The following is a 26,271-nucleotide window of genomic DNA, read 5'->3' as shown; positions in this document are numbered from 1 at the left end:
CTCGCCGGAGCCGACGGCGCGCGCATCCGCGGTTCGCTGGCGGCCAAGAGCAGGACACTGCGTACCCAGTTCCTGTCCGAGATGGAGGCCGAGGCCCAGTCCGCCACCGAGCGGATGAGCCTGCCGGTGGTCCTGCTCTTCGCCGGGTTCCTCGCCCTGCTGGGATACCCGGCGATGAGCCACATCCTGTTCAACGCATGAACGCCCGACACACCCTGGAGAACCCCGATGCGGCGCATCACCGCCTACCTCAGCTCACTGCTGCTCAGCAGGAGGGACGACGGCTACTCGACCGAGACGGTCATCATCACCGCGGCCCTGGTCGGCCTCGCCGTCGCGCTCGCCCTCGCCATCGGTGGCCGGGTGGAGACCGAGATCGAGCAGATCAAGGCAGGCTGACGGTGCGCCCTCCCCGCGACGACCGGGGCAGCGCCGAACTGGCCGTGGCCACGCCCCTCCTCCTGCTCCTGGTCCTGCTCGTCATCCAGACCGCCCTGTGGATGCACGGCGACCACGTGGCCGCCGACATCGCGCGCAGGACCGCCGAGCAGTCGCGCACGGCGGGCGGCGGCACGTCGGTCGCGGAGGGGTTCGGCGGCTCGATGCTGTCCGGTCTCGACGTCTCCGTCGACCGGGGAACCGAGGAGGTGCGCGTCGTGGTGAGCGCGGAGGTGCCCAGCCTCATCCCCGGGTTCAGCTGGCCCGTGGGGCACGAGGCGTCCGTCCCCGTGGAGCGGTTCGTTCCCCTGGAGGCCGCCCCGTGAGACCCCGGAACGGAGACCGTGGGTCCGCGTCGGTGGAACTGGCGGTGCTCACCCCCGGCCTCCTGGCGTTCGCACTGCTCATGGTGCTGGCCGGGAGGGTGGTGGACGCGCGTTCCACCGCCGACGAGGTGGCCCACTCCGCCGCGCGTGCCGCCTCCCTGGCGCGCACCGTGCCCGCGGCCGTGGCCGCCGCCGAGGGCACGGCCGCACGCTCTCTGGCCGAGCACGGCCTGGGCTGCGGCGACCACACCGTCACACTGGACCACGGCGGACTGGACCCGGGCGGCGCGGTCACCGCGGTGGTCGAGTGCCGTGTCGACCTGAGCGGCCTCACCGGACTCGGCGTCCCGGGTTCCTACACGGTCTCGGGGAGCGCGACGGTCGTCGTGGACACCTTCAGGGGGCGGGCGTGAGCGGAACGGACGACACCACCGACGCCGTCGACGCGACCGACGACGGGGGACAGACCACGGCGTTCGTCGCCGTCCTGGCGTCGGCCTTCCTGCTGTGTCTGGGGCTGGTGGTCGACGGCGGAGGACTGCTGGGCGCGCGCGACGAGGCGGCCGTCCTCGCCCAGGAGGCCGCGCGGGCGGGCGTCCAGCAGTTGGACTGGGCCGCCTACCGGGAGGGGGCGGACNGTACGCCTGGCCCCCTCGGCGGCGGCAGCCGCCGCGCGGTCCTTCCTGGGCGACGCGGGCGCGACGGGGACGGTCGAGGTCAGCGGTGACACGGTCACCGTGACCTGCTCGGTGACCTACTCCTTCTCCCTGGTGCCGCTGGGCACGACCACGGTCGACGCCACGGCGACCGCCAGTCCCCACACCCAGCCGATCCCCTAGGGAGGGCCCGCCCATGCCTTCGTCCCCGTTGGCGGAACCGCCCCCGGCGGCCGTCGCCCCCACCGCGCGTCCCCCGCGGACCCGGCGGTGCCGTGTCACGGGGACCGCTCCTCCACAGCAGGACGTGGCGTGCGGCGCGGTCCGGCCGCGTTCCGCGGACGTCATGAGCACGACGGGAGCCGGTACCGGGGCGCTGGCGCGATGAACGGAAGGGTTCACCGGACCGGGGTGGGGTCACCGCGGCCACACCAGCGGCGTATCCCGCCAGCCCACGATCACGGAACGACTCCAGAGAACACGACCCAGCTCCAGTGAGGCGGACATGACCCACATCCGAAGGCTGAGCGCGGTCCTCCTCGCCGCGACCGTCCTGGCCGGTATCCCCTACCTCCTCATATGGCACCTGCCCTGGCCCGAGACGCCCGGGTCGTGGGCCGTGGCCGCGGCCCACCTGCGCGGCTGGCGACTGCCGCCGGGCGTGCCCGTCGCACTGCTGACCATCGCCCTGTGGGCGCTGTGGGGCCTGTACACGGCGGGCCTGGCCGTCGAGGCGGTCGCCCGTCTGCGCGGTGCCCCCCGGAGGCTGCGCCCCCTGGGGCCCCTCCAGGTCGTCGCGGCCGCCGCCGTGGGCACCGTGGCGGTGGCCCCGGCCACCGCGTTCGCCGACACCGCTCCCTCCCCGGAACAGCGGGAGGGGGAGGCGGACGGGGACACCGCCGCCGAGGACGCCGGCGGGACCTCCGCACCGGTGGAGGAGTCCCCGGGACAGGCCGTCGAGCGGGTGCGTACGGTCGCGGGCTTCGCGATCAACTCGGCCGAGCTCACCGACCAGATGCGCGAGGACCTGGTGCCCGTCGCGGAGTTGATCGCCGCCCACGGGGACCCCGACGCGGTCGTCCGGATCACCGGTCACACCGACCCCAGCGGGAGCGCGTCGGTCAACATGGAGCTGTCCGAGCTCAGGGCGCGGTCGGTCGCCGACCACCTCACCGAGACCCTGGGGGAGGACGCTCCGGATGTCGAGGTGAACGGCGTGGGTTCGGGCGAACCCCGCGACGGGGGAGCCGCGGCCCAGCGCAGGGTCGAGGTCGCCTACACCGTCGTCCCCCAACGGCCGACCCCGGTCCAGCCCTCGACGGCGGCCGCCGAGGCCGAGGACTCCGACGCCGGTACCGGGGATCCCGGTGCCGGGGGCGGGGAGACCGACCCGGTGGAGGCCGAGGACGGCGGCGGGGTTCTGGTCGTGGAGATCCCCGACGGCGCCGTCACCGGCGCGGTCGCCTTCGCGGGGCTGACCGGCGGATACCTGTTGGGCAAGCGCGGCGTCCGCGTTCCCCGGGTGAGCCTGAGCCTGCCCCGCCTGTCGGGGGCGCCCCGCCGCCTGGCCCTGACCGCACCGCCGCCCCGGCCCACCCCGAAGGAGGACATCGACGAGCGGGTGACGGTGGAACTCGACCACGTGCCGGGGCTCGGGATCACCGGACCGGGTTCCGTCGGCGCCGCCCGCCGCCTGATCGTCAACGCGCTCGACCGCCTCGACCACGACGCCGTGCGCGTGCTGCTCACCGAGGTGGACGCGATCCGTGTGATGGGGGAGGAGGGGCGCGACCTGTTGCGCTCGCACCCCTGCGACACGGTGCGGATGGTCGGGACGATGGAGGAGGCGCTCACGGTCCTCCAACGCGAGCTGCACGAGGAGACCGACGAGCGGCGTCCTCCCCTGGCCCTGGTGGCCGCGCCCGACCCCCGGCACGAGACCGCGCTCTCCGGGCTGCTGCTGCACGGACAGCGCCGCGGTGTCACGGCGGTGATCCTGGGCCGTTGGCCGCTCGGCGGAAGCTGCGTCATCGAGGAGGACGGGCTCATCACCGAGACCAGCCCTCCGCTCAACCCGGTCTTCCACTGTTCCTGGCCCGGTTCCACCGTTGACCAGGTCATGGACGCGATCCGCGCCTACCGCCACTCCTCGCCCGCCCTCGAAGGCGGTTCCACGCCCCCGCGCGCCCAGCCCGACCCGGCACCGGAGGCGGTGAAGCAGGAGGATTCCGAGACCGTGGAGACTTCTGCGGCAGCCGAGACCTCCGACGCCTCCGAGGTTTCCGAGGCCTTCGAGACACCCTTCCTCCAGGCCCTGGGAGAGCGGGAAGGCCCTTCCGGGGCCGACTCCCCGGAGGCCGACCGCTCGGAGGGTGACTCCTCCGAGAGCGGTCCCGCCAAGGACGACTCCTCCGAGGGCGGTTTCTGGGACGCCGACACCTGGGAGGCCGACATCTGGGAGACCGACTTCTGGGAGGAGACACCCCGCAAGCCGCGGAAGGCCGAACGCTCTGAGACCGAGCCCCGGGCCTCCGAACCCACGGCCCCTGAGCCCGCATCCCCCGAACCGCAGGGCGAAAGGCCCGCGCCCTCGCCGTCGGTGACCTCCCCGGTGACCCCCCACGCCCCCGCCGACCGGACGGGGCCTCCGGGACGGGTGAACGGTACGACGGGACGACCCGTCCGGGAGAAGGCCGGTACGGGACGTACGGCCACGGCCACGGCCACGGCCGCACCCGAACCCGAACCCGGACTCACACCCGCGGGCACGGGCACGGAGAGCGAAGACACGGGAGAGGCGCCACCGTCCCGGACCCTGCCCCGCAAACCCAAGAAGGCGGGCCGGGGACGGAGCTGGCGCCCCCGGGAGAGGGGATGAGGGGGCCGGGGGCGGGGCGCCCGGCCCGTCGGGCCGGGGATCCGTACACTGCGCGGTAACGTGTTCGACCGCGACCGCCCGCGCCTGTGGCCGCGGTCCGCCGAGCGTCTGGGAGGAGCCGAGGGATGAGGGCCAACGAGATCCCCACCGAGGAGATCAAGCGCGATCCGGCCGCCTTCGCCGACCGGGTCACCGCGGACGGCCGTTTCGGCCGCGTGGCCGAGCCCGGCCGCTACCGCCTGGTGGTCAGCCGCGCCTGCCCCTGGGCGCACCGGGTCGTCATCACGCGCAGGCTCATGGGCCTGGAACAGGCGGTCTCCCTGGCCGTCACCGACCCCCGCCAGGAGATCATCGAGGGGGAACCGCACTGGGTGTTCACCGAGGAGACCGGCAGCCCCGACGGCAGGGACCCCGTCCTGGGCATCCATGCCCTGCGCGAGGCCTACCTGGCGCGCGACCCCGGATACACCGGCGGGGTCAGCGTCCCCGGGCTGGTCGACGTGGACAGCGGACACCTGGTCTCCAACGACTTCGACCAGCTGGTCCGCGACATGGCCACCGAGTGGGACGGCCTGGTCAGGGACGGCGCCCCCGACCTGTACCCGCGGGAGCGGCGCGAGGAGATCGACGCCCTGTCCCGGGAGATCTACACCGACCTCAACAACGGCGTCTACCGGGCCGGGTTCGCCCCGGACCAGGAGCACTACGACGTCGCGGTCACCGACGTGTTCGCCAGGCTCGACGCGCTGGAGGAGCGCCTCACCGGCCAGCGCTACCTGGTCGGGGACTCCATCACCGAGGCCGACGTCAAGCTCTTCCCGACCCTGGTGCGCTTCGACGCCGCCTACCACGGCCACTTCAAGTGCAACATCCGCAAACTGACCGAGTACCCGGCGCTGTGGGCCTACGCCCGCGACCTGTTCCAGACGCCCGGGTTCGGCGACACCACCGACCTCGACCACGTCCGTGTCCACTACTACTGGGTCCACTCGGCGATCAACCCGACGCGGATCGTCGCCGCCGGGCCCGACCCGCGCGGCTGGCTCACCGCCCACCACCGTGAGGCGCTGGGCGGCGACCCCTTCGGGGCCGGCACCGCTCCGGGGCCGGTCCCGGAGGGCGAGCGCGTTCCCGAGCTCTGAGGCGGTGACCAGGCCCCCATCGTGCGCGGTGGTGATCAGTACGGGTCAGAGCCCGTGCGTCACACCAGCAGCGTATTCGGCCAGCCCACCAGCGCTCCGCCGTCCCGCTACCCCGCCCGGCGGACGGCGGGGCGGCGGGCGAAGCCCGGCACGTGCTCGGGACGCAACCCCTTCCCGATGAGGTAGGCGGGCACGAACGACAACCACGGCGCGTGGTCCAGTGCCGCCAGGACCGGCCTGGGCGGACCCGTGCGCTCGCCCCTGACCATCGGGTCGGCCAGGTTCCGGTGCATGAAGCGTTGCAGCGCCTGGACGGCGATGGTCGGCACGATCCGCCGCCTGCGCACCGCGGCCAGGTCTCCCGGGGTGAGTGAGCGTTCGCCCAGCGGCCGGGCCAGCAGCGTCGCGGCGGCCACGGCGTCCTGTACGGCGAGGTTGATGCCCACCCCGCCCATGGGGGACATCGCGTGGGCCGCGTCGCCGATGCACAGCAGGCCCTCCACGTGCCAGCGGCGCAGCCGGTTGATCCGCACGTCCAGGTGTTTGACCTCGTCCATGGACCTCAGGGACCCGACCCGGTCGGCCATCTCCGGCATGAGGTCGGCGAGGTCCCGGCGGAAGGCCTCGATCCCGCGTGCGCGCAGTTCGGTGTCGGTGCCCTTGGGCCCGAGGTAGGCGATCTGGAGATAGCCCTCACGCGGGATCACCACGGCGAACCGGCCCCGGCCCGCGCGCGGGGTCAGGCTCACGCGGTCCTCCGGCTCGCGGGGCAGTCGGAACCACCACGCGTCGACCGCCACCGGGAAGTCCCGGACCGCCAGGCCCGTCTCGCGGCGGGCGAGCGACCACCGCCCGTCGCAGGCCACGGTCAGGTCGGCCCGGATCTCCCCGTCACCCTCCGGGCTCCGGTAGCGCACCCCCGACACCCGGCCCGAGTCGCGCAGCAGGCCGGTCACCTCGGTGTCCATCCGCAGGGTGAAGGTCGGCTCGGCGTTCCCGGCCTCGGCGATCAGGTTCAGGAAGTCCCACTGCGGGACCATCGCGATGTGGGGGTGGGCGACGCCCCGCAGCCTCCGGAAGTCGGCGAAGGTCACGGCGCGGTCCGCGTCGACGGGGAAGGAGACCTGCTCCAGCTTGCTCTGGGGCAGTTCGGCGAACCGCTCGTACAGGCCCAGCTCCTCCAGCAGGTCCAGGGTGGAGGGGTGGACGGTGTCCCCGCGGAAGTCCCGCAGGAAGTCGGCGTGCTTCTCCAGCACGGTGACCTCGACACCGGCCCGGGCCAGCAGCAGGGCCAGGACCATACCGGCGGGGCCGCCGCCGACGATCACACAGGTCGTACGTTCACTCATGAGGACTCCAGGAAGGCGTTCGGGGTGTCCGGGCGGGTACCGCGCCGCGGTGGGCCCCGTACTCGGCTCCGAAACGGCGGGTCGGTGCGGGCTCCTCGTACCAGTGCACGAAGGAGGCGGAGGGGGCCCGGAGGGCCGGGGGGTACGGCGGGGCTCCGTGGCCACCGACGGCGGCGGGCGGTCCGCGCATGGCGTGCTCCTTCGGTTACTCCTGCTGGTCCGGCCGCGGGTGCGGCTCCGTCGCGACGGCGCGCAGGAACGCGTCGGCGAACGTCGTGTAGACCTCCTCGGCGTCGGGGAACTCGATACCCGGGACCCTGCCCAGCGCCGGGCGCATCATGAAGTGCAGGGCGACCGGACTGATCAGCTGCTGGATGAGCAGGGGCACCGGCAGGTCGCGGATCCGGCCCGCGGCGACCTCCCCGGCCAGCCAGCCGCCCACACCGGCGAGCATGCGGGGGAAGAAGAAGCGGGCGAGCAGGTCGACGGTGGGCCCCTCGGGGCGGGCGAACACGTCGGCGAGGACGGCGGGCAGCACCCGGGGCTCGCGGCTGAGTCTCGTGCCCAGCATGCGGTAGATCCCGTGGACGCGGGAGGAGAGGTCCTCCTCCGGGGCGGCGAGCGCCTCCTCCACGTCCAGGATGGGGGTGTAGCGCTCGAAGACCGCGCGCAGGAGCTCGTCCCGGCCGCCGAAGGCCGCGTAGAGGCTGTGCACCGAGCACCCGGCGGATGCGGCGACCGCCTCCAGGGTCGTCGCGGCCAGACCCTGTTCGCTGATCAGACGGGCCGCGGATTCGACCGCGCGCTCCCGGACGGGGCGTTGGCCGCCCGGGTCGACGCCCGAGGCGCGCACCGCCTCGTCCAGGGCCCGGCGCGAACCACCCACGCGGCGCAGCAGGGTGCTGCGGGAGACGCCCGCCTCATCGGCGATGGCGACCAGGGACACGTCGGCCACGTCCTTTCCGAGGTTGTCCGAGGCGCGGAGGGCCGCGCTCACGAGGTCGGCCGGAACGGGTACATCCTTTGGATCTGACATCGCCTTAAAGGTAACCCGTAACCTGGTTTCAGGCAAGGGTGTGTGCGGCATGGGCGCGAGGAAGTTCGCGGGCCCGTAGAGGTGGACGTGTCCCCGGGAGAGCGGCGGGCGGGGCCGGGAACGCCCCCGGAAAGCGCCGGAGGACCGGTGTGCGCGGGTCTTCCGGGGTGCACGGGTTCGGCGGTGCGCGTGCGGAGTGGCCAGAACCGGTGTTCCCTCCGTGCCCGTCCCGGGGGACCACCGGCGGGCGCCCAGGCGGTCCGGGCGCCCGCGTGGGTGAGACCACGTTCCAGAAAGGAGGCGCCGCCGGGACCACGCGACCGGACGTGCCCTAGGGTTGCCGCTGGGAGGATTCGTGGACAACAAGTGGTGCGGACACCGCGCGACCATCCGCCGGGGAGTGGTCGGCCGGTGCTGAGACTGCGTGGTCGGGAGTACGACGCGGACACGACGCTGGTCATGGCGATCGTCAACCGCACCCCCGACTCCTTCTACGACAACGGAGCCACCTGGGACGACGGTCCCGCCTTCGAACGCGTGCGCAGGGTCGTGGCCGAGGGCGCCGACATCGTGGACATCGGTGGCGTCAAGGCGGGATACGGCCAGCGGGTCGACGCCGACGAGGAGAAGCGCCGGGTGGTCGACTTCGTGGCCGCCGTCCGCGCCGAGTTCCCCCACCTGGTGATCAGCGTGGACACCTGGCGCGCGTCCGTGGGCCGTGCGGTGTGCGAGGCGGGCGCGGACCTGCTCAACGACGCCTGGGGCGGATACGACCCCGAGCTCGCCGAGGTCGCCGCCGAGTTCGACGCCGCCCTGGTGTGCACCCACACCGGCGGACTCACCCCGCGTACCCCGCCGCACCGCACGCGCTACGAGGACGTCGTGCGCGCCGCCGTGGACGACACCGTCGCCCTGGCCGAGCGCGCGGTCTCCATGGGCGTGGACCCGGCGTCGGCCATCATCGACCCCGCGCACGACTTCGGCAAGAACACCTGGCACTCGCTGGAACTGACCCGGCGCCTGGGGGAGATGACCTCCCTGGGCTGGCCGGTCCTGGTGTCGTTGTCCAACAAGGACTTCGTCGGCGAGACCCTGGACCTGCCCGTGGGCGAACGCCTGAGCGGCACACTCGCGGCGACCGCCGTGTGCGCCTGGCACGGGGCGCAGATCTACCGCGTCCACGAGGTGGCCCAGACCCGGCAGGTGCTCGACATGGTCGCCAGCATCCGGGGGGTCCGCCCGCCCGCGCGGGTCATCCGGGGGCTGGCGTGAGGAGGCACGCGTGATCGTCACGACCGTCGTCTGCCCGCACCCGCCGCTGCTCCTGCGCGAGCTCGGCGGCGGGCAGGACCCACTCGCCGAACTGCGCAAGGAGTGCGGGGCGGCGCTGGAGGCCCTGACCGGGTCCTCCCCGGACGTGCTCGTCGTCATCGGCGGACACGACACCTCCGGCGAGCACACCGAGAGGATCGCACCGGTCCGCGAGTTCGGCGGCACGGGGGAGCGGGTGCCCCGGGAACGGACACTGCCGCCGAGCCTGGGCGTGGCCCGACGGCTGCTCGACGACGCCGGGTACCGCGGACGCGTGGAGATGGCCACCGTGGCCTGGGACGCTTCCGCCGCCGAGGTCGGGGCCCTGGGACGGCGGATCGCCGAACGCACCGAGCGGGTCGCCCTGCTCGTCCTGGGCGACGGCAGCGCCCGGCGCGGCAGCAAGGCCCCCGGCTACCTGGACGAGCGCGCCTTCGCCCTCGACGAGGAGATCCGCCGCTGCCTGTCCGAGGGCGACCGCGGGGGCCTCACACGCCTGGATCCGGACCTGGCCGCCGAACTGATGGCGCAGGGCCGGGCCGCGCTCCAGGTCATGGCGCACGCGCTCGCCGACGTCGGGGACCCGGTGCGGCCCGAGGTGCTCTACGCCGACGACCCGTTCGGGGTCATGTACTTCGTGGCGGTGTGGCCGTGCGCCTCCTCCTGAACGACGCCGTCCCCGGAGCGGCCTCCCCCGGGGACCCGCTGGACGCGCCCGCCCTGGAACGCCTCTACGCCTACCCCGACCGGCCCTGGCTGCGCGCGAACATGGTCTCCACCCTGGACGGGGCCGCGGCGGGGAACGACGGCCGCACGGGAACCATCAACACCCCCGCCGACCTGGTGGTGTACACCCTCCTGCGTGACCTGGCCGACGTGATCCTGGTCGGCGCCGGTACCGCCCGCGCCGAGGGCTACATGAGCGCGGACCCGCGCACCGGCGACCGGGCGGCACGCGCCGTCGCCGAGGGCCGGGCCGCCCATCCCGAGATGGCCGTGGTCAGCGGAACCGGCCAGCTTCCGCCGCTGCTCGCCGAACGGCGGGAGAACGGCGGCGGGGTACTGCTGGTGACCTGCGAGGCGGCCGGTGCCGGGGCGTTGGACCGGGCGCGCCACACGCTGGGCGCCGACCGCGTCCTGGTGTGCGGCCGGGAGAGCGTGGACCTGCGCGCCGCCGTCGACGCCCTGGTCGACCGCGGCCTGCCCCGGATCCTGTGCGAGGGCGGGCCCCGCCTGCTGGCCGACGTGGCGGCGGCCGACCTGCTGGACGAACTGTGCCTGACGGTCGTCCCGCTGCTGGCCGGTGGCGTCGAGCAGCGCATCGCGGTGGGCACGTCGGCCGACGCGCCCCTCGTCCCCGGGGTGGTGATCGAGTCCGAGGGCACCGTGCTCCAGCGCTGGTTGCGCCCGGAGGCCTGACCGGAGGGGCCCGAAGGCCTCCACCCGTCGGGCGCGTCGGGCCACGCGGGCTTTGGCGCGCCGCCGCCAAGGCCTCCTGTGCGTTCCGGTCACGGCGTGTGGCGGACCGCCCGGTCCTCGGCGATCGCCAGCATCTGCTCCTGGCGCCGTTCCACGACGGGCCGCTCCGGGGCCGCCACGCGTCCCAGTTCCCTGCCGCGACCGTGCCGGTTGGCCAGGGCCACCGCGGCCGACCGCCGCATGCCCAGCGCCGTGCCCTCGGAGGCCAGGGCACCGCGCACGCGGCGTCGGTGGACGTGCCGGACGGTGAAGTACACGGCCATCGTGGTCAGGAAGACCACGGCGACCTCGATCATCACGCCCAGGACGCTGCCGAACAGCGGTGAGTCCACCAGCCAGTGCAGACCCATCGCCAGCAGGACCAGCAGCGCGGCGCCGACCGCCCGACGCGGGCCGGGCCGCCACGCCGCGGCCGCCAGCAGCCCGACGGCGGTACCCGCGACGGCCGACATCGCCCAGTGCGAGCCCAGCCCGGCCAACCCCACCCGCAGGATGTGGGTCTGCACCACGGGGACCAGGCCTCCGGTGCCGCCCGCCTGGACCACCGCGTTCATCGAGTAGACGAAGTTCTCCGTCACCTCGAAGCCCAACCCCACCAGGGAACCGATCACGAACCCGTCCACCGGTCCCCGCACCGCGGCCGGGAAGGCCACCGCGACCAGCACGATCCCGCCGAGCTTGAGGACCTCCTCGTTGAGCGGGGCGCTCAGGGCCGCTCCCCACACCTCGGAGAAGGGCAGCCCCAGGCTCTTGTTCCAGATCGCCCCCAGAGCGGCGTTGGCGACGACCCCGCCCGCGGTCGCCGCGGTCAGGCCCCAGGCCACCGCGACCAGGGAGGCGTCCAGGGCGGGATCGCGCACCGGGCGGATGCGGCGCAGGACCCAGAACCCGAAGGCCAGCGTCACGACGCCCAGGAACACCGACAGCGAGGCCTCGGAGAAGAAGACGCGCACCAGCCCGGTGAACCGCAGCGCGAGGTAGGCCAGGCCCGCCGCGCACAGCACCGCGATCAGGGCGAGCGCGACCAGGGAGGGCAGCCGCTGGCCCCGGGCGTGCTGGCCGCCGGGCCGCCGCTCCGAGGCGTGCCGGGGCCCCGACTCGTCCCGGCGGGCCTCGCGCGGCGAGGGCACCGAACCCCGGTCGGTCGCGGCCGGGCGCTCGTCGGGACCGCGGTTCACGCCTCCTCCCTGACGAAGGAGACCGAGCGGACGACGTCGGCGACCGCGGTGAGGTCGGCCATGGTCGCCTCGCGTCCGGCGAGGGTCATCTCCACGGCCAGGCGGCCGTCGGGGGAGGGGTAGACCACGGCGGCGCCGCGCTGGTGACGGCTCTCCAGGACCCCGGTGAGCCCCTCGTCGCCGTCCCGGGTGGAGATGGCCTCCGGGCCGCCCAGGCGCGCCGACGCCTCACCGGCGCGGACGATCTCCCGCATGCCGTCCCACAGTTCCTCGGGGGTGGGCGGAGGTGAGGTCACGGGGGTGACCGCGTTGAGTGTCAGTTCCACGGGGCCGCGGTGGAAGCGGTAGATCAGCCCGGCCTGGCTGGCGCCGGTGTCCAGGTACCAGCCCTCCTGGGGGAAGGTCAGGGTGGCCCGGTAGCCGCTCGCGGAACCGACGGGCACCGGTTCGCCGGAGGGGACGGACTCCGAACCGGGCAGGAGCGCGTTGACCAGCGGCCAGGCCACCACCAGCAGTGCGATCGCCGCCGCGGCCGCCCCCAACGGCACCCAGTTGCTGCGCGGCCCGCGCCGGTACGCGCGCGGGCCCTCCTCGGTCGCCTCCGCCATGGCGTCCCCTTCGTCACTTACGGTGATGCCCCGTCACGGCAAGCGAAACACCCGAGGGCGTGCGTGTGGGTGGCACGGCGTCGACTTGGCGCACGTTTACGGTGATTTCACCAACCAGGGGAAGAGATGCCGTCGTTCGGGCGGTTCTGGGGCGGTCAGAGGCTGGTGGGGAGCGGTCCCCCGTTCCACTCGACGGCGTCGGCCAGCGCGGCCACGAGGTCCATCCCCGTGCCGGTGAGGTCGGCGTGGGCGCGGTGCAGGTTCAACACGATGCGCTCGGCGTCGGCCCAGCCGTCGAACGCGCCCAGGTCGCAGGCGCGTGCGTTCTCCAGCGGGGTGAGCCCTTGGGCGACGCCGTCCCGCGCGGTGTCCAGTACGAAACGGTAGTAGCGCTCGTGGTCGCCCAGGACCGCGTCCAGTTCGGCGGCGCCGAACAGCGGACCGTGGCCGGGGACCACGTGCTCGGGGCCGAAGGCGTGCAGCCACTCCAGGGAGCGCAGCGCGCCCTCCACCGACCCCATGAACACCAGCGGGGTCAGTCCGTGGAAGACCAGGTCGCCGGTGAACAGCACGCGCTCCTCGGGCAGCCAGGCCACCACGTCACCGGGGGTGTGCGCGGTGTGGCCGGGGTGGCGCAGGTCCACGCGGCGCCCGCCGGTGTGGACCGTCAGTTCGCGGTCGAGAACGATCGACGGCAGGCGCCGGGTGACGCCGCCCCAGTCCGGGACGGGGGACCAGAACGGCGGACAGACGTCGAGGATCGGGTCGTGCGCGAGCGCCTCGCGCATGGCGGCCTGTCCGATGAGCGCGGCGGAGTCGGGCAGCAGGCTGTTGCCGTAGGCGTGGTCGCCGTGCTGGTGGGTGTTGACCGCCCACCGGACGGGGGAACCGCCGGTGGCGCGGGCCAGGGCGGTGAGGAAGGCGCGGGTGCGGTCCTCGGTCGCGCAGGTGTCGATCACCAGGAGACCGTCGTCCCCGGCGACGGCGCCCGCGTTGTTGACCCACCAGGTGCCGTCCGGCTGCACCCAGGCGTACACGCCGTCGACGAGCTCGGTCAGGTACGCCGTCTCCGGTCCGGTGTGTGCGGTCTCGGCCATGGTGGGGGTCCTCCTCGCGCTCGGGGGCTGTCAGGGGGCAGAAGGCTACCGCCGCCCTTCGCCGCACCGCTCCCGCCACAGGACGGACCGGTGCCTCCGTGGGCGGACCGACGGCGACGGGGACGCGCCCGCATGCCTGCTCGCCTCGGCCACCATCGAGTGGGCGCGCGGCGTTCGCTCCCGGGCACGGCGCCTCCCGGCTGGTAGTTTCGCCGCATGCGTGAACGGCCACCAGACCTGGAACACCGGTTGCACGACGCACTGACCGCATGGGGCGTCCACGCGGTCACGCTCAACCACGTCCCCCTCGGCTTCGGCGACCACCACTGGCGCGCCACCGACACCTCGGGCCGCACCTGGTTCCTCACCGTGGCTGACCTGGCGTACAAGTCCTTCCTCGGTCCCGACCCCGGCACCGTACGGAGGCGCCTCACCCTGGCCATGGACACCGCAGCACGCCTGCACGACGACGACGGCCTGGGGTTCGTCGTCGCGCCCCTGCGCACCCCCGGCGGGAACACCGTCGTGCCGGTCGGCGACCGCCACGCGCTCAGCGTCTTCCCGTACGTGGAGGCCGCCTCCGGTGACTTCGGCCAGACGCTCACCGCCGACCAGCGCGTCCGGGTCCTGGACACCCTCGCCCAGCTCCACAGCCGCGCCCCCGGCGGCGCCCCCGTCATCGCGCCCCGGCTCGCCGGAACGGACCGGCTGGCCGCGATCCTGGACTGCCCCGACGCGGTCGGTGACGCGGGGCCCCATTCCGCGCCCACCGCCGAGCTGCTCGCCGGGCACGCCGCGACCCTGCGCGAGCGGCTGGAGGAGTCCGACCGCGGCGCCGCCGCCCTGGGAGGCGCGCCCATGGTCGTCACCCACGGGGAGCCCCACCCCGGCAACCTGCTGTGGTGCGGCGGACGCCCGTTGCTGGTCGACTGGGACACCGTCGGCCTGGCCGTCCCCGAACGCGATCTGTGGTTGGTCACCGACGACCCCGACGAACTGGCCCGCTACGCCCGGACCAGCGGCCACGAACCCGACCGCGCCCTGCTGGACCTGTACCGGCTGCGCTGGGACCTCCAGGACGTCATCGAGTTCGTCGACTGGTTCCGCGCACCCCACCGGGGCGGCCCGGACACCGCCCAGGCCTGGCAGGACCTGGTCCGCGTCGTCGAACGCCTTGGCAGCGGTGAGCGTTCGAGCGTGCGTTGACGCCGGGCCACGCGTTCGGGCGGCCCGGCGGGTCGCGGCCCACCGCCCCGGCATGTGGTCGGTAACATTCTCGTGACTCGGAGCGACCGAAACAGGCTGTCGCCGGAGTTCCACCGACCGCCGGAGCCGGTCACCGGAGCAGCCCCGGTCGCCCGGACACACCACGGACCAGGCCTTGGAGCGACCATGCAACTGCCCTTTCGCACCCGCGACCTGCCCCTGCGCCTCATCACCGGAGCGTTCCTCCTCAACTCCGGGCTGGGCAAGCGCGGCGCCGACGAGGAGACCGCGCGGGGACTCCACGGCATGGCCGCGGGGACCTATCCCTTCCTCAAGGACATGGAGCCCACCACCTTCGCGCGCCTGCTCTCGGCCGGGGAGATCACCCTGGGCACCGCCCTGCTGCTCCCCGTCGTCCCCAGCCGGGTCGCGGGCGCGGGCCTGACCGCGTTCGCGGCGGGGCTCGTCGGCCTGTACCTGCGCACCCCGGGGATGCACCACCCCAAGAGCCTGCGCCCCACCGACCAGGGGCTGCCGCTGTCCAAGGACGCGTGGCTGCTGGGCGCCGGGCTCAGCCTCCTCCTGGGCAGTGACACCGACACGGACACGAAGTCCTGCCGGCGCCGCCGCTGAACACCGCGGAGCGCTCCGACCGCCCGCGGGGCCCAGCGGGCCGGCGGATCCGGGAACACCGTCCCCCGGTACTCACTGCGTCGTGCCGACATCGGGCACGAACACCCGCAGGGCCGCGCGCCGCTTGGTGAAGACGACCGTCTCGGAACCCTGCACCACCTCGCCGTCCACGGCCAGCAGCCTGGGTTCGCTCGGGATGACCAGCGACAGTCCCGTGGCCAGCCGCTCGGAGTAGCCCTCACTGCGCGCGAACCGCCCCAACAGCACGTCGGCGAGGGCGCGCAGACGGGGGAAGGGCGACCGTGCGGTGAGTACCCGCACGTCCAGCTGCCCGTCGTCCAGCTGCTCGCGCAGCGCGGGCACCCGGCCGTGCGTGCGGTACCGGCAGTTGCCCACGAACGCCCACCACACCCGCGTCGGCTGGCCGTCGACCACCGCCGGGGTCGGGCTCACCTCACGCAGATCCCGCCACAGCGCCAGCGCGAACGCGGGCCACTTGCCGATCCGGGCGGCCCACCGGTCACGCCGATCCACCATGCGCGGGTAGGAGCCGAACGAGGCCGTGTTGAGGAAGATCCGGCCGTCCACCTCGCCCACGTCCACACGGGCCAGCCGTCCGTCGTCGAACGCACGCAGCGCGATGTCCACCGAGGTCAGTCCCAGGGTGCGGGCGAAGTTGTTGAGGGTGCCGTCCGGCAGGACCAGCAGTGGACGGTCGTGTTCGACGGCGGCCTGGGCCGCGGCGTTGACCGTGCCGTCGCCGCCCGCCACCGCCAGCACCTCGCTGGTCCGTGCGGCCTGGTCCATGACCTCGACCACGTCGTCGTCCGCCGACAGCGGCAGGATCCGCGCCTTGGGCAGGGCCCGCGCCACCCTGCTCGTGACGTCGGCCGCGGTCAGCGCGGGTACCGCACCCGAGGCGGAGCGCGGATTGACCACCACGGTCATTCCCGTGCCCTCACGGTCCACGGCGGTCTCCCCGTCGGGCACGGTGCGCGCACCGAAGAGCAGTTCGGGGCGGTGCGGTACCACCACCCGGGAGAGCAGGGCCGCGCCGGAGCCGATGGCAACCCCGGCGAGCACGTCGCCGGGGTAGTGGACTCCGCTGTGTACGCGCGAGACCGCGACACCGCCCGCCAGGAGGGTGACGAGACCGGCCAGCGGTTTGGGCGCGTCCATCATGACCGCGCTCGCGTAGCCGGCCGCGGCGGCGGTGTGTCCGGAGGGGAAGGAGGTGCTCGGGTAGGAACGGTAGGGGCTCCGCGCGGCCGGTATGGCCGAGTTGTCCGGGCGCGTGCGGCTGGACAGGTGCTTGACCCCCGCGGAGATGGCGTTGGCGGTCCCCGCGGCCAGGATGGCGCGCAGGGCGGTGCGCCTCAGGCTGGGCCCGCCCGTGGCGGCGAGGGTCGCCGATATCAGGAACCACGGAGCCATGTTGTCGGTGGCCTGCACGAACTTGGGGCTGTAGGAGTCCAGGGCGGGCGGCCCCAGACCGGTCACCCAGTCGTAGACCTTCTGGTCAGCCTTGTGAAGACGACTCATGAGGCTCATTGCCCCAGATTGGAGAAAGTGGGGTCAGATGTCCATAAGGACGCGCCCGGCAACGGCCCATGGCGTTGGCCACATCCGACGGCGGAGTGGGCCCGCGGTCCCGGTGCCGGCGGCGTCCGGGCCGGGGCGACGACTGGGGAAGCGCCGTCGCCCCCGCCTCGCGTCGTGCCAGGGCGGTGCCCTGAAGCGAGCCTACCCTCCTTGGCGGTGCACGTGCACCGCGCGGGTACGCTCCGAACGTTTCCGGACACACCGGGTCCCGGCCGTCGCGCTCGGGGTGGTGCCCGTCCGTGCGCGCAGGGTGACCACGTCACGGTCGTGGGTCGACCGGGACGGTGTTCGTACTCGCCCGCCGCCCGCCCGTGCGCATGCGGGAGGTGGGGGAGGCGCGGTGCCGCGCGACCTCGGAAACCCGCTCAAGTGCAGGTGAGGGGGTTTCCCATGTCCTCACGTGACCTCTGCGCTCCGTCCGCGCGCCCGCGCACGCGGGGCCGTGGGGGTACTCCGGGGGATCGGGCCCCGCCCTCGCACGTGTGTGTTTGATTACCAAGGGTGATGAAGCTCTTCGTGTGGCTCCCGCCTCGGGGGCCTGGCTTCGAGACTGTTTCGTGACCATGCGGACCAATCCGCGCGGTTCCCGGTGCCGAATCACTTCCGTCACACCATCGCCGGAAGTGAGGAGGACGCATCGGGCGCGGGGCGGCACACCCTCCGACGGCGCGACGTCACCGACGCACCGCGCCGTGTGTGGGCGAGCGCCCGCGAACACGGCACCTCCGTGCCCGGCCCCGCCGAGCGGGCCCGCGCGGCCCTGGGCGTGGTGGACACGCCTCCGCCCGTGCCGCTGCCGCCCGAGCGGAGTCGGGAGCTCCCTTCCCGGGTTCCTCGGGGAAGGGGGAGGAACCCGGGGAGGGCACCGTCCGGACCAGGGCCGCTGTGGTCGTGCGCGGAGGGGCCGGTGGGCCCCGAGCGGCCCGAGGCCGAGAGGCGGGAGGCGGGAGGCGTTCACCCGTTGGTCGCATCGTTGCGGTCACCACCGGTTCCACACCGCGATCGGCGGCCCTCCCGCCTTCCTCACCCCCAGGTCAGTACGCCTAGAACATCATCTCGTGCATCAGGCCCCAGTCGACCCGGTGCAGGCTGCCGTCACCGGCGAACTGGACCCGGATGACGTAGAGGCCGATCATGCCACCCAGCTCGGCCGGGCCGAAGACGTCCATGGGCCGCACGCCGTAGCGCTCGAAGTAGCCGAGTACCAGAGCGCGCATCGCCTCCCGTCTGTCCTCCTCCGGGACCACCGGATGGGTCAGGTTGGCGGCGCTCTCCAGGTCGTGCGCGGCGACCTGGGGGTCCGTGCCCGTCACCTCCAGCCGCGTGTCGGTCACGGCCAGGTGGGTCCACCGCCCGTCGGGGGACTCGACCTCCGCATACGACAGCGCGCCGTCGAGGTCGGCCGCCGTGCGGGAGAGGATCTGCGCGACCAGTCCGGGCAGGTGGTGGGCGGACAGGTCGACGCCGTCGGCGTCCAGCTCCGGCGAACCGCCCTCGCGTGCGGCCGAACGCAGGGTAGACGCGCCCTCGGAGGCGGCCCACTCCCACAGGCCGGTCCCGGGGGCGAAACGGCCGATCTCACGGGCCTCCAGGTCCGCGCACCCGGGGTAGCGGAGCACCCCGGCGGCGGGGTCCCACTCGGGCCGCTCCCGCGAGGACCACCCCAGGCCCTTCACGTACTCCTCCAGCGCGGCCTCCCGGCGCAGCACGGCGGCGATCCTCGGCAGCACGTGGGTCAGCACGCTCCGGGGCAGACGCGGCCTGGGCCCGGGACCCGGTCCGTCCGAGGAGGGCGCGGGTACCACCTGGGCGGCCTCCGGAACCGGTTCAACGCCGTCCGGCCCGGTGACGTCCACGGCCTCGAGGGTGTCGGCGTGACCGAGCGCCACGGTGATCCGGTTGCCGCTGGGCAGTTCCAGGGTCGTCCGCCCGTGCGCGCGTTCCACGGGCAACCCGTGGTGCTCGGCGTAACCGCCGACCACCGCGTCGGCGTAGCCCCGCCCCTCCTCGCTCTCCGGACCGGGCATCAGCATCGAGCCCATGCGCAGGAACCGCTCGGCGGTGGCGGCCCGCGGCAGCGCCCACGGGACCTCGGGGTCGGTGACCGTGAGGAAGGTGCGGGCCCGCCCGGCGTGGTTGAAGATGATGTTGCCGCGCGTGCCGAGCAGACCCATGGCGATCAGGGACATGTGGTCGGAGGCGAGCCGGGGGTCGGGGAAGTGGTTGAGGTCCACGAGCCCCTCGCTCAGCTCCGGCGCCGCGTGACTCCGGCCCAGTTCGCGCAGGCGCAGGGTGTCCGCGACCACGGCCTCGCCCTCGAAGGCCGGGTTGGCCCAGCCCCACAACCACGTGCCGTCCTCGGCGTAGCTGCCCAGCAGTCCGACACGCAGGCGCCGGTCACCGCGCCACACCGACTCCTGGTCCAGTTCGACCCTGAGGTCGCCGAACGGCACCGCCTCGTCGAAGAAGGTCATCTGCTCGACGACCCAGGCCAGGTGGGGCTGCGCCAGGCGCAGCAGGGGCGTGCTGAAGAAACCCGTCATCTCACTCCTTCACCGGCGGCGGCACGCCTCCTCGCGTGCGTCCGCCGCCTCGGCGACCGGTACGTTCTCGGTGCTTGGGAGTCACGCGGAGGGCTCCGGGTTCTGTCCGCGTACGGGTTTTTCCGGTGTCCGTGCCGTCCGCGTCCGGCCGCCGACACGCCGAGGGGCGCCGCCCCCGGACGGCACCCCTCGGTCGGACCGGTCGGGTCGTGCGGGGTCAGCCCTGGTGGGGAACCACCACGGCGCGGCCGAAGACCTCCCCGGCCTCCAGTCTCCGGTACGCCTCCAGCGCGTCGTCCAGGGTGAACCGCTCGACCTCCGGGCGGATCTGACCCGCCCGGTACATGTCCACCACCTCCCACAGTTCCCCCACCGTGCCCCAGTAGGTGTTGGTGACGTAGGACTCGTAGGGGTTGGTGAAGAACGAGAACTCGTGCGTGCCGCCAGCGATCCCCACCACGGTCAGGCGCCCGCCCTGGGCCATCGACGCCGCGGCCGTGGCGATGGTCGGTGTGACGCCCACGAAGTCGAAGGCCGCGTCCACCCCGCGGCCACCGGTGATCTCGCGGATCTCCTCCACCTGCCGCTCACCCGGCCCCACGGTGACGGCCCCGTTGCGCTCGGCCCATGCCCGGGGCTCGGCCTTGAGGTCGGTGGCGATCACCGTCGCGCCTGTCAGCGCGCGCAGGATCTGCACGCCGATCTGCCCCAGCCCGCCCAGACCGATCACCAGGGCGTGGCGCCCGCCGCCCTCCAGGTGCGGCAGCGCCTGCTTGATCGCGTGGTACGGGGTCAGTCCCGCGTCCGACAGCGGCGCGGCGTCCACCGGGTCGGCGTCGCCCAGCGGGACGAGGTGGTGGGCGGGCGCGGTCATGTACTCCGCCATCCCACCGTCGCGCCCCAGGCCCACCGCCAGGTAAGGCATGGTCGCGGCGTTCTCGCAGTAGGTGTCCTGTCCCCGCGCGCACATGCGGCAGTGCCCGCAGCCGATCGGCCCGTAGACCATGTAGGCCTCGCCGACCCGGACGCGCTCGCTCACACCGGGACCGAGCGCCTCCACCCAACCGGAGTTCTCGTGCCCCAGTACGAACGGGGGTTTCTGCGCCCCGGGCTGCCCCTCCTCGAAGTGGCGGTACACGCTGACGTCGGAGTGACAGGCGCCCGCGCCCGCCACCCGCAGGAGGACCTCGCCCGGTCCCGGTTCCGGTTCGGGAACGTCGGTGAGTGACGGAAACCTCTCGTAGTTCTCGAAGACCACGGCTCGCATGGGGTACTCCCCCTACCTCTCCCGGAGACTCGGGCACCGGCGTGCACGCGGACGCCACCCTCGGTGCCCGTATGGCTGCTCGACGCTATCAACCCAGGTCCCGGCTGTCGGCCAACACAGGTTCCGGAAAGCGTCCGGTCTTCTTTGCCCTGCCCCGCGCGGGCGCGGCGCGTGCCGCACGGACGTTGGTAGTGCTACCACCACGGCCCCGGGTGGTCACCGCCAGACTCGGTTCGGGGGGTCAGCGCCATGGAGGCCGACCCCCTCCCCGATCTAGCGTGAAACAGGTCCGACCACCACCTGTTGCACCTCGATCCCCCAGGGAGAGACATGACCGCGGCGGGCCCACGTCACGCCCCGACCCCCGGCCCCCTGCGCTACCAGGCGCGGGAGTGGCGCGGTATCCAACTCCTGGCCCACGACACGGCCGGGACCGGACGTATCGTCGAGGCGCTGGGGGACGTGGCCACGGCCGACCACATCGTGGTCCTGGTCCCGGGCAACGACAACTACCTGGGCAACTACTTCGACGCCAACCGCCCCACACGGCCGCGCGCCAACGGCGAGAAGCTCCTGAACACGATGCGGGACCTCGCGCCCCGGGGGCGCTTCGCGGTCGTGGTGTGGGTCGGCTACGCCACCCCCAACGGGTTCGCCGAGGCCGTCTTCCGCGGCCCCGCCGAACGCGGCGCCGACGACCTGGCCCGCCTGACGCACTTCCTGCCCCGCACCGCCCACATCACGCTGGTGGGGCACAGCTACGGCACCGTCGTGTGCGGACTGGCCCTCAGGAACGGGCGCGTCCACGACTGCGTGGCCCTGGGCAGCCCCGGCATGGGCGGCGAGTCCGTCGCCGACCTCGGCTTCTCCGGAAACCTGTGGGCGGCGCTGGGCCCCTCGGACTGGATCCGCTTCTTTCCCCGGGGCCGTCTGCGCGACATCGGCCACGGCCCCTCGCCGATGCGCCCGGGGTTCGGTGCCCTGGCCTTCGCCACCGGCGACATCAGCGGCCACTGCGCCTACTACACCGAGGACAGCGAGTCGCTGCGCAACATCGCCCGTATCGGTCTGGGCCGCTACGGTGAGGTCTCCCGACCGGGCAACTCCGGACAGAGGCCGTGGACGCGACCGGTCCGGGGGGCGACGGCGGGACCGGTGACCCCGGTGAGGGAGACTGCTCCATGACCTTCGTACGCGACCGCGCCGCCGATCCGGTGATCTCCGGCGAGGGAGACCGCGCCATGGCCCCCGACACGACCCCCGCACACGATCGCGCCGACGCCCTGGCGATCCTGGCACGGGGCGTCCGCAAGGCCTACGCCGGCGCCCGGGGGCGCGTCGCGCTCGACGGGTTCGACCTCGCGGTGGCCCCCGGCTCGGTACACGCGCTGCTGGGCCCCAACGGCGCGGGCAAGACCACCGCCGTGCGGGTGCTGTCCACCCTGCTGCGGTTCGACGCCGGGGACGTGCGGACCGCCGGGTTCGACGTGGCCCGCCAGAGCGCGCGGGTGCGTTCCCGCATCGGTTTCGCCGGGCAGTACGCGGCGCTCGACGAGATCCTCAGCGGCCGCCGCAACCTGGAGATGTTCGCCCGCCTCCACCACATGCGGGCGCGGGCGGCCCGGGCGCGGGCCACCGAACTCCTGGAGCGCTTCGGACTGACCGAGGCCGCCCACCGCCCGGTCCGGGAGTACTCGGGCGGGATGCGCCGCCGTCTCGACCTGGCCGCGAGCCTGATCCCCGACCCCGTCGTGCTGTTCCTGGACGAGCCCACCACGGGCCTGGACCCGCGCAGCCGCGCCCAGGTGTGGCGGTCCGTGCGGAACCTGGCCGAGGGCGGCACGACCGTGCTGCTGACCACCCAGTACCTGGAGGAGGCCGACCACCTGGCCGACCGGATCTCGGTGGTCGACTCCGGGCGGGTCATCGCCGAGGGCACCCCCGAGGAACTCAAGTCGCGGATCGGCGGCGGACGGGTGGAGGTCGTGCTCTCCGGCGCCGAGATGCTGTCGCGGGTCGAGGAGGTCCTGGGCCGGGTGGCGGGGGCGGTGCCCGAGGTGGACGCCGACGCCCTGCTGGTGCGCGTGCCCTTCGACGGCAGGGGCGCGGGCCTGGCCAAGGTGGTGCGCGCCCTGGACGAGGCGGGACTGGACGTGGAGGACATCGCCCTGCGCCGTCCGACCCTGGACGACGTGTTCCTGAGTCTGACGGGACACCCGGGCGAGACGGGTGAGGGGGAGGAACCGTCATGACGACCCTGACCGAGACGGAACGGGGGACCGGGGCGGGGCGGGAGACCGCCCCCGGCCTCCTGGCGCGTGCGGGGTGGGCGGTGGCCGACTCCTGGGTCGTCGCGCGCCGCTACCTGTTCCACCTGGTGTACAAACCCGACGAGTTGGTCGGCACGCTGATGGTGCCCGTGTTGGCCGTGCTGCTCTTCGGCTTCGTCTTCGGCGAGGCGATGGGCGCGGTCATGGGCGCTCCCGGTGAGGAGTACCGCGAGTTCCTCATGCCGGGCCTGTTCGCGCTCACCATGGCCTTCGGGATCGGCAACACCACGATCGCGGTGGTCACCGACGCCGGGCGCGGTGTGATCGACCGGTTCCGCACACTGCCCATGGCCCCCTCCTCGCTGCTGGTGGGGCGGAGCATGGCCGACGTGCTCTCCGCGGTGGTGGACCTGGCGGTCCTGGCCGGAATGGGGCTGCTGGTCGGCTGGCAGTGGCACAACGGCCCGCTCCCCGCGTTGGCGGCGCTGGGGCTGTTGTTGCTGCTGCGCCTGGCCTTCACCTGGATCGGCATCTACCTGGGCCTGGTGGTACGCAGCCCGGAGGCAGCGATGAAGTTCTTCTCGCTGGTGTTCCCGCTGGCCATGGTGGCGGAGACGTTCGTGCCCACCGACACGATGCCGGACTGGCTGGTGCCGGTGGCCGAGTGGAACCCGCTATCGGCGACGGTGATCGCGGCGCGCGAACTGTTCGGGAACACCACGGCGGCGGCCAGCGACTCCTGGATCGCGCAGAACGCGCTGCTCATGGCGGTGGTGTGGCCGCTGGTGCTCCTGATGGTCTTCGTTCCGCTGGCCGTGCGGCGCTACCGGAGGCTGAGCCGCTGACGGCGACCGCGGTGCGGCGGGGCGCTCTCGCGGACGGGTGCGCCGCGGGCGGGTCGTCCCCGTGGAGGCCGGAGGACGGCGGTCGGAGGGCGGCCACGTGCCGTTCGGACGGGCGGCGGCCCCGCGCCGACGTGGTTCCGGGGCGTCCGTGGCACGCCCTCGGCACGGGATCCGTGGGGGTCCGGCGGGGAGTTCGGGGATTTCCCGGTCCTGAGCGATGAGTTCTCTCCGCCATCCGTGTCCGTACGTGTGAACGAACCGCATCAGGCGGATCCGACACACGAGGAAGACCGAGATGAACGGCGAGAAGCCGAACCCCGCACGCGCGGGAGGGCGCGAGTGGCTCGGGCTCGGGGTACTGGCCCTGCCCACCCTGCTGCTCTCCCTGGACATGAGCGTGCTCTACCTGGCACTGCCCCACCTGGCCGCCGACCTGCGGCCATCCGGCAGCCAGCTGCTGTGGATCATGGACGTGTACGGCTTCATGATCGCCGGGTTCCTCATCACCATGGGAACCCTGGGCGACCGCATCGGCCGCAGACGCCTGCTGATGATCGGCGCCGCCGTCTTCGGCCTGGCCTCCGTGGCCGCCGCATTCTCCCCCAACGCGGGGGCACTCATCGCCACACGTGCCCTCATGGGCGTGGCCGGGGCCACCCTCATGCCCTCCACGCTGGCCCTGATCAGCAACATGTTCCACGATCCCCGGCAACGCGCCGTGGCCATCTCGCTGTGGTCGAGCTGCTTCATGGGCGGCACCGCCATCGGCCCCGTCGTGGGCGGGCTGCTCCTGGAGTGGTTCTGGTGGGGATCGGTGTTCCTGCTCGGCGTCCCCGTCATGGTGCTGCTCCTGGTGTGCGCGCCCCTGCTCCTGCCCGAGCACCGCGCGCCCGACCCCGGCCGCCTGGACCTGGTCAGCGTCGCCCTGTCCCTGGCGGCCATCCTGCCGATCGTCTACGGGCTCAAGGCCGTCGCCGAGGGCGGGCCGGTCCTCGTGCCGCTCGCCGTCATCGCCTTCGGCCTGGTCATGGGGGCGGTGTTCGCCCGCCGTCAGCTGCGCCTGCCCGACCCGCTGCTGGACCTCGGGCTGTTCCGCCAGCGCTCCTTCGGCGTCGCGCTGGGCGTGATGATGGCGGGCGCGGTCACCATGGGCGGCACTTTCCTCCTCATCAGCCAGTACCTCCAGATGGTCGCCGGGCACTCCTCGCTGGCCGCGGGGATGTGGCAGGTACCCCCGGCGCTGGCGATGATCGCCGCCACCATGGCCGCGGCGCCGCTGGCCGCGCGCGTGGGCCGGGCCACCGTCATCGGCGGCGGCATGCTCGTGACCGCGGTGGGGTTCGCCCTGCTGTTCCTGGTCCCGGTCGAGGGCGGCACCCCGCTCGTGGTCACCGGACTGCTGCTGACCTCGGTGGGGCTCGGGCCTGGCGCCGCGCTGGTCACCGACATCGTGGTGGGTTCGGCGCCGAGGGAGAGGGCCGGGGCCGCCGCGTCCATGTCCGAGACCAGCGGGGAGTTCGGCGTCGCCATGGGGGTGGCCCTGCTGGGCAGTCTGGCCTCGGCCGTCTACCGCGCCGACGTGACCGTCCCCGAGGGGGTGTCCGGGGAGGCGGGGCAGACCCTGCCCGCGGCCGTCGCCGTCGCCGAGGAACTCCCGGCGGCCCTGGCCGGGAGCCTGCTCGGTTCGGCGCGTGAGGCCTTCACCTCGGGCGTCAACCTGGTCGGGGTGATCGGCTGCGTGGCCATGGTCGTGTTCGGGGTGGTCGCCCTCGTCCTGCTGCGCTCCGCTCCGTCGGACGCGGCGGAGGCCGCGGAGAGGACGGGTGAGGGGCCCGCGGGCCGGCCGGGGGAGGAGCCGGCGGAGAGAAATCCTTCGGGGACCGATGAGTCCGCGGACACCGGCGGGTCAGTACGGGTGAGCGGCACCGAGAGCCGGACCTGACACCGGCGGGGCCGACCGGACCCGGACCGCCTGGAACGAACAACCCACACCACTGACGGAGGACGCCATGAACCGCCCCAGCCTCGACAGCATCCTGCTGGCCACCACCGACCCCGACCGCCTGCACGACTGGTACGCCGCCGTTCTGGCACCCCAGAGCGACAGCGACGTCGACGGTTACCGTGTTCTGCGGTTCGGCGTCTTCCACCTGCTCATCGACCGCCGTGACGACGTGGGGCCCAAGGCGGGCGAGCCCGCCCGCATGATCCTCAACTTCGACGTGGACGACGCCCGCGCCATCGCCGCCCGCATGGACGCGCGGGGCACCGAGTGGCTGTCGCCCCTGGAGGACCGTGACGGCAGCCTGTTCGGCACGGCTGTCGACCCCGACGGCAACTACGTCCAGATCATCCAGCTCAGCGACGAGCACCGCGCCGCCATGGAGCGCGAAAGCTAGGGGGGACA

At 73.5% G+C, this 26,271-nt stretch carries 24 protein-coding genes and 1 pseudogene; 17 read left to right on the top strand and 8 right to left on the bottom strand.

All coding sequences use genetic code 11. From position 1 onward, the window contains the following. The 7 genes and pseudogenes from D455_RS0106045 to D455_RS0106015 form a co-directional block, all read left to right on the top strand. Nucleotides 1-201: pseudogene (locus D455_RS0106045) on the top strand (type II secretion system F family protein); the annotation flags it as partial. A gap of 27 nt (nt 202-228) precedes the next feature. Further along, the gene (locus D455_RS34435) at nt 229-399 is read left to right on the top strand and encodes a hypothetical protein (protein ID WP_017569861.1); all 171 of its coding nucleotides are present in this window, start codon (nt 229-231) and stop codon (nt 397-399) included. A 2-nt stretch (nt 400-401) separates the two neighbouring features. Next, nucleotides 402-764, top strand: a complete 363-nt coding sequence (locus D455_RS0106035) for a TadE/TadG family type IV pilus assembly protein (protein WP_017569860.1) — start codon at nt 402-404, stop codon at nt 762-764. Continuing rightward, entirely contained in the window at nt 761-1,177 is a 417-nt protein-coding gene (locus tag D455_RS0106030) for a TadE family protein (protein ID WP_026122362.1), read from the top strand. Before D455_RS0106035 ends, D455_RS0106030 begins: the two co-directional genes overlap by 4 nt. Continuing rightward, on the top strand, nt 1,072-1,491 hold the full coding sequence (locus D455_RS35990; RefSeq protein ID WP_449289299.1) for a Tad domain-containing protein: 420 nt from the start codon (nt 1,072-1,074) through the stop codon (nt 1,489-1,491). The genes D455_RS0106030 and D455_RS35990 overlap by 106 nt, the downstream gene beginning before the upstream one ends. A gap of 434 nt (nt 1,492-1,925) precedes the next feature. After that, the gene (locus D455_RS29385) at nt 1,926-4,298 is read left to right on the top strand and encodes an OmpA family protein (RefSeq protein WP_020480238.1); all 2,373 of its coding nucleotides are present in this window, start codon (nt 1,926-1,928) and stop codon (nt 4,296-4,298) included. Nucleotides 4,299-4,423: 125 nt separating this feature from the next. After that, nucleotides 4,424-5,440, top strand: a complete 1,017-nt coding sequence (locus tag D455_RS0106015; protein WP_017569857.1) for a glutathione S-transferase family protein — start codon at nt 4,424-4,426, stop codon at nt 5,438-5,440. A 107-nt stretch (nt 5,441-5,547) separates the two neighbouring features. On the opposite strand, the gene D455_RS0106010 is transcribed toward D455_RS0106015, so the two are convergent. Beyond that, complete coding sequence (locus D455_RS0106010) at nt 5,548-6,789, bottom strand: FAD-dependent oxidoreductase (protein ID WP_017569856.1); 1,242 nt, start codon at nt 6,787-6,789, stop codon at nt 5,548-5,550. A 205-nt stretch (nt 6,790-6,994) separates the two neighbouring features. Then, nucleotides 6,995-7,825 (bottom strand): TetR/AcrR family transcriptional regulator, encoded by an 831-nt coding sequence (locus tag D455_RS0106005; protein WP_026122361.1) that lies wholly within the window; start codon nt 7,823-7,825, stop codon nt 6,995-6,997. A 411-nt stretch (nt 7,826-8,236) separates the two neighbouring features. On the opposite strand from D455_RS0106005, the gene folP reads away from it, so the two are divergent. From folP to D455_RS0105990, 3 genes are read left to right on the top strand one after another with little or no spacing between them, the layout of a single operon-like run. After that, nucleotides 8,237-9,097, top strand: a complete 861-nt coding sequence (gene folP, locus D455_RS0106000) for a dihydropteroate synthase (protein ID WP_017569854.1) — start codon at nt 8,237-8,239, stop codon at nt 9,095-9,097. A 10-nt stretch (nt 9,098-9,107) separates the two neighbouring features. Beyond that, complete coding sequence (locus D455_RS0105995) at nt 9,108-9,803, top strand: class III extradiol dioxygenase subunit B-like domain-containing protein (RefSeq protein WP_017569853.1); 696 nt, start codon at nt 9,108-9,110, stop codon at nt 9,801-9,803. Next, nucleotides 9,782-10,555, top strand: coding sequence for a pyrimidine reductase family protein (locus D455_RS0105990; protein WP_017569852.1), 774 nt, complete (start codon nt 9,782-9,784; stop codon nt 10,553-10,555). The genes D455_RS0105995 and D455_RS0105990 overlap by 22 nt, the downstream gene beginning before the upstream one ends. A gap of 89 nt (nt 10,556-10,644) precedes the next feature. Here D455_RS0105990 and D455_RS0105985 read toward each other — a convergent pair whose 3' ends face one another. From D455_RS0105985 to D455_RS0105975, 3 genes are all read right to left on the bottom strand, one after another. Beyond that, nucleotides 10,645-11,793 carry a PrsW family intramembrane metalloprotease gene (locus tag D455_RS0105985; RefSeq protein WP_017569851.1) on the bottom strand — a complete coding sequence of 383 codons (1,149 nt, stop codon included), beginning with the start codon at nt 11,791-11,793 and terminating at the stop codon, nt 10,645-10,647. After that, nucleotides 11,790-12,401 (bottom strand): hypothetical protein, encoded by a 612-nt coding sequence (locus D455_RS0105980; RefSeq protein WP_017569850.1) that lies wholly within the window; start codon nt 12,399-12,401, stop codon nt 11,790-11,792. The genes D455_RS0105985 and D455_RS0105980 overlap by 4 nt, the downstream gene beginning before the upstream one ends. 155 nt (nt 12,402-12,556) lie before the next feature. Continuing rightward, complete coding sequence (locus D455_RS0105975; RefSeq protein ID WP_017569849.1) at nt 12,557-13,498, bottom strand: MBL fold metallo-hydrolase; 942 nt, start codon at nt 13,496-13,498, stop codon at nt 12,557-12,559. A gap of 216 nt (nt 13,499-13,714) precedes the next feature. Between D455_RS0105975 and D455_RS0105970 the strand changes: the two genes are divergently transcribed. Both D455_RS0105970 and D455_RS0105965 read left to right on the top strand, forming a co-directional pair. Continuing rightward, entirely contained in the window at nt 13,715-14,704 is a 990-nt protein-coding gene (locus D455_RS0105970) for a phosphotransferase (RefSeq protein ID WP_051064582.1), read from the top strand. Between the two features lie 186 nt (nt 14,705-14,890). Further along, nucleotides 14,891-15,337 (top strand): hypothetical protein, encoded by a 447-nt coding sequence (locus tag D455_RS0105965; protein WP_017569847.1) that lies wholly within the window; start codon nt 14,891-14,893, stop codon nt 15,335-15,337. A 72-nt stretch (nt 15,338-15,409) separates the two neighbouring features. Here D455_RS0105965 and D455_RS0105960 read toward each other — a convergent pair whose 3' ends face one another. The 3 genes from D455_RS0105960 to D455_RS0105950 form a co-directional block, all read right to left on the bottom strand. Continuing rightward, nucleotides 15,410-16,879 (bottom strand): diacylglycerol kinase family protein, encoded by a 1,470-nt coding sequence (locus tag D455_RS0105960; protein WP_083922149.1) that lies wholly within the window; start codon nt 16,877-16,879, stop codon nt 15,410-15,412. A 1,103-nt stretch (nt 16,880-17,982) separates the two neighbouring features. After that, entirely contained in the window at nt 17,983-19,482 is a 1,500-nt protein-coding gene (locus tag D455_RS32075) for a DUF6882 domain-containing protein (protein WP_017569845.1), read from the bottom strand. Nucleotides 19,483-19,699: 217 nt separating this feature from the next. Continuing rightward, the gene (locus tag D455_RS0105950; protein ID WP_017569844.1) at nt 19,700-20,749 is read right to left on the bottom strand and encodes an NAD(P)-dependent alcohol dehydrogenase; all 1,050 of its coding nucleotides are present in this window, start codon (nt 20,747-20,749) and stop codon (nt 19,700-19,702) included. A 330-nt stretch (nt 20,750-21,079) separates the two neighbouring features. On the opposite strand from D455_RS0105950, the gene D455_RS0105945 reads away from it, so the two are divergent. The 5 genes from D455_RS0105945 (at nt 21,080) to D455_RS0105925 (ending at nt 26,263) form a co-directional block, all read left to right on the top strand. After that, nucleotides 21,080-21,934: an alpha/beta hydrolase gene (locus tag D455_RS0105945; RefSeq protein ID WP_017569843.1), complete on the top strand. Its 855-nt coding sequence runs from the start codon at nt 21,080-21,082 to the stop codon at nt 21,932-21,934. A gap of 56 nt (nt 21,935-21,990) precedes the next feature. Further along, a complete protein-coding gene (locus tag D455_RS0105940; RefSeq protein ID WP_051064583.1) occupies nt 21,991-23,001 on the top strand; it encodes an ATP-binding cassette domain-containing protein in 1,011 nt (336 codons plus the stop codon). Then, nucleotides 22,998-23,864, top strand: a complete 867-nt coding sequence (locus D455_RS0105935) for an ABC transporter permease (RefSeq protein WP_017569841.1) — start codon at nt 22,998-23,000, stop codon at nt 23,862-23,864. Before D455_RS0105940 ends, D455_RS0105935 begins: the two co-directional genes overlap by 4 nt. A gap of 295 nt (nt 23,865-24,159) precedes the next feature. After that, nucleotides 24,160-25,806, top strand: a complete 1,647-nt coding sequence (locus tag D455_RS0105930) for an MFS transporter (protein ID WP_017569840.1) — start codon at nt 24,160-24,162, stop codon at nt 25,804-25,806. A 67-nt stretch (nt 25,807-25,873) separates the two neighbouring features. Then, nucleotides 25,874-26,263, top strand: coding sequence for a VOC family protein (locus D455_RS0105925; RefSeq protein ID WP_017569839.1), 390 nt, complete (start codon nt 25,874-25,876; stop codon nt 26,261-26,263). The last annotated feature ends 8 nt before the right edge of the window (nt 26,264-26,271 follow it).

Source organism: Nocardiopsis halotolerans DSM 44410 (assembly GCF_000341065.1).
GTDB classification, from domain to species: domain Bacteria; phylum Actinomycetota; class Actinomycetes; order Streptosporangiales; family Streptosporangiaceae; genus Nocardiopsis; species Nocardiopsis halotolerans.
Note: the sequence above shows the minus strand (reverse complement) of the source record. Positions and strands in the feature narration are given on the sequence as shown.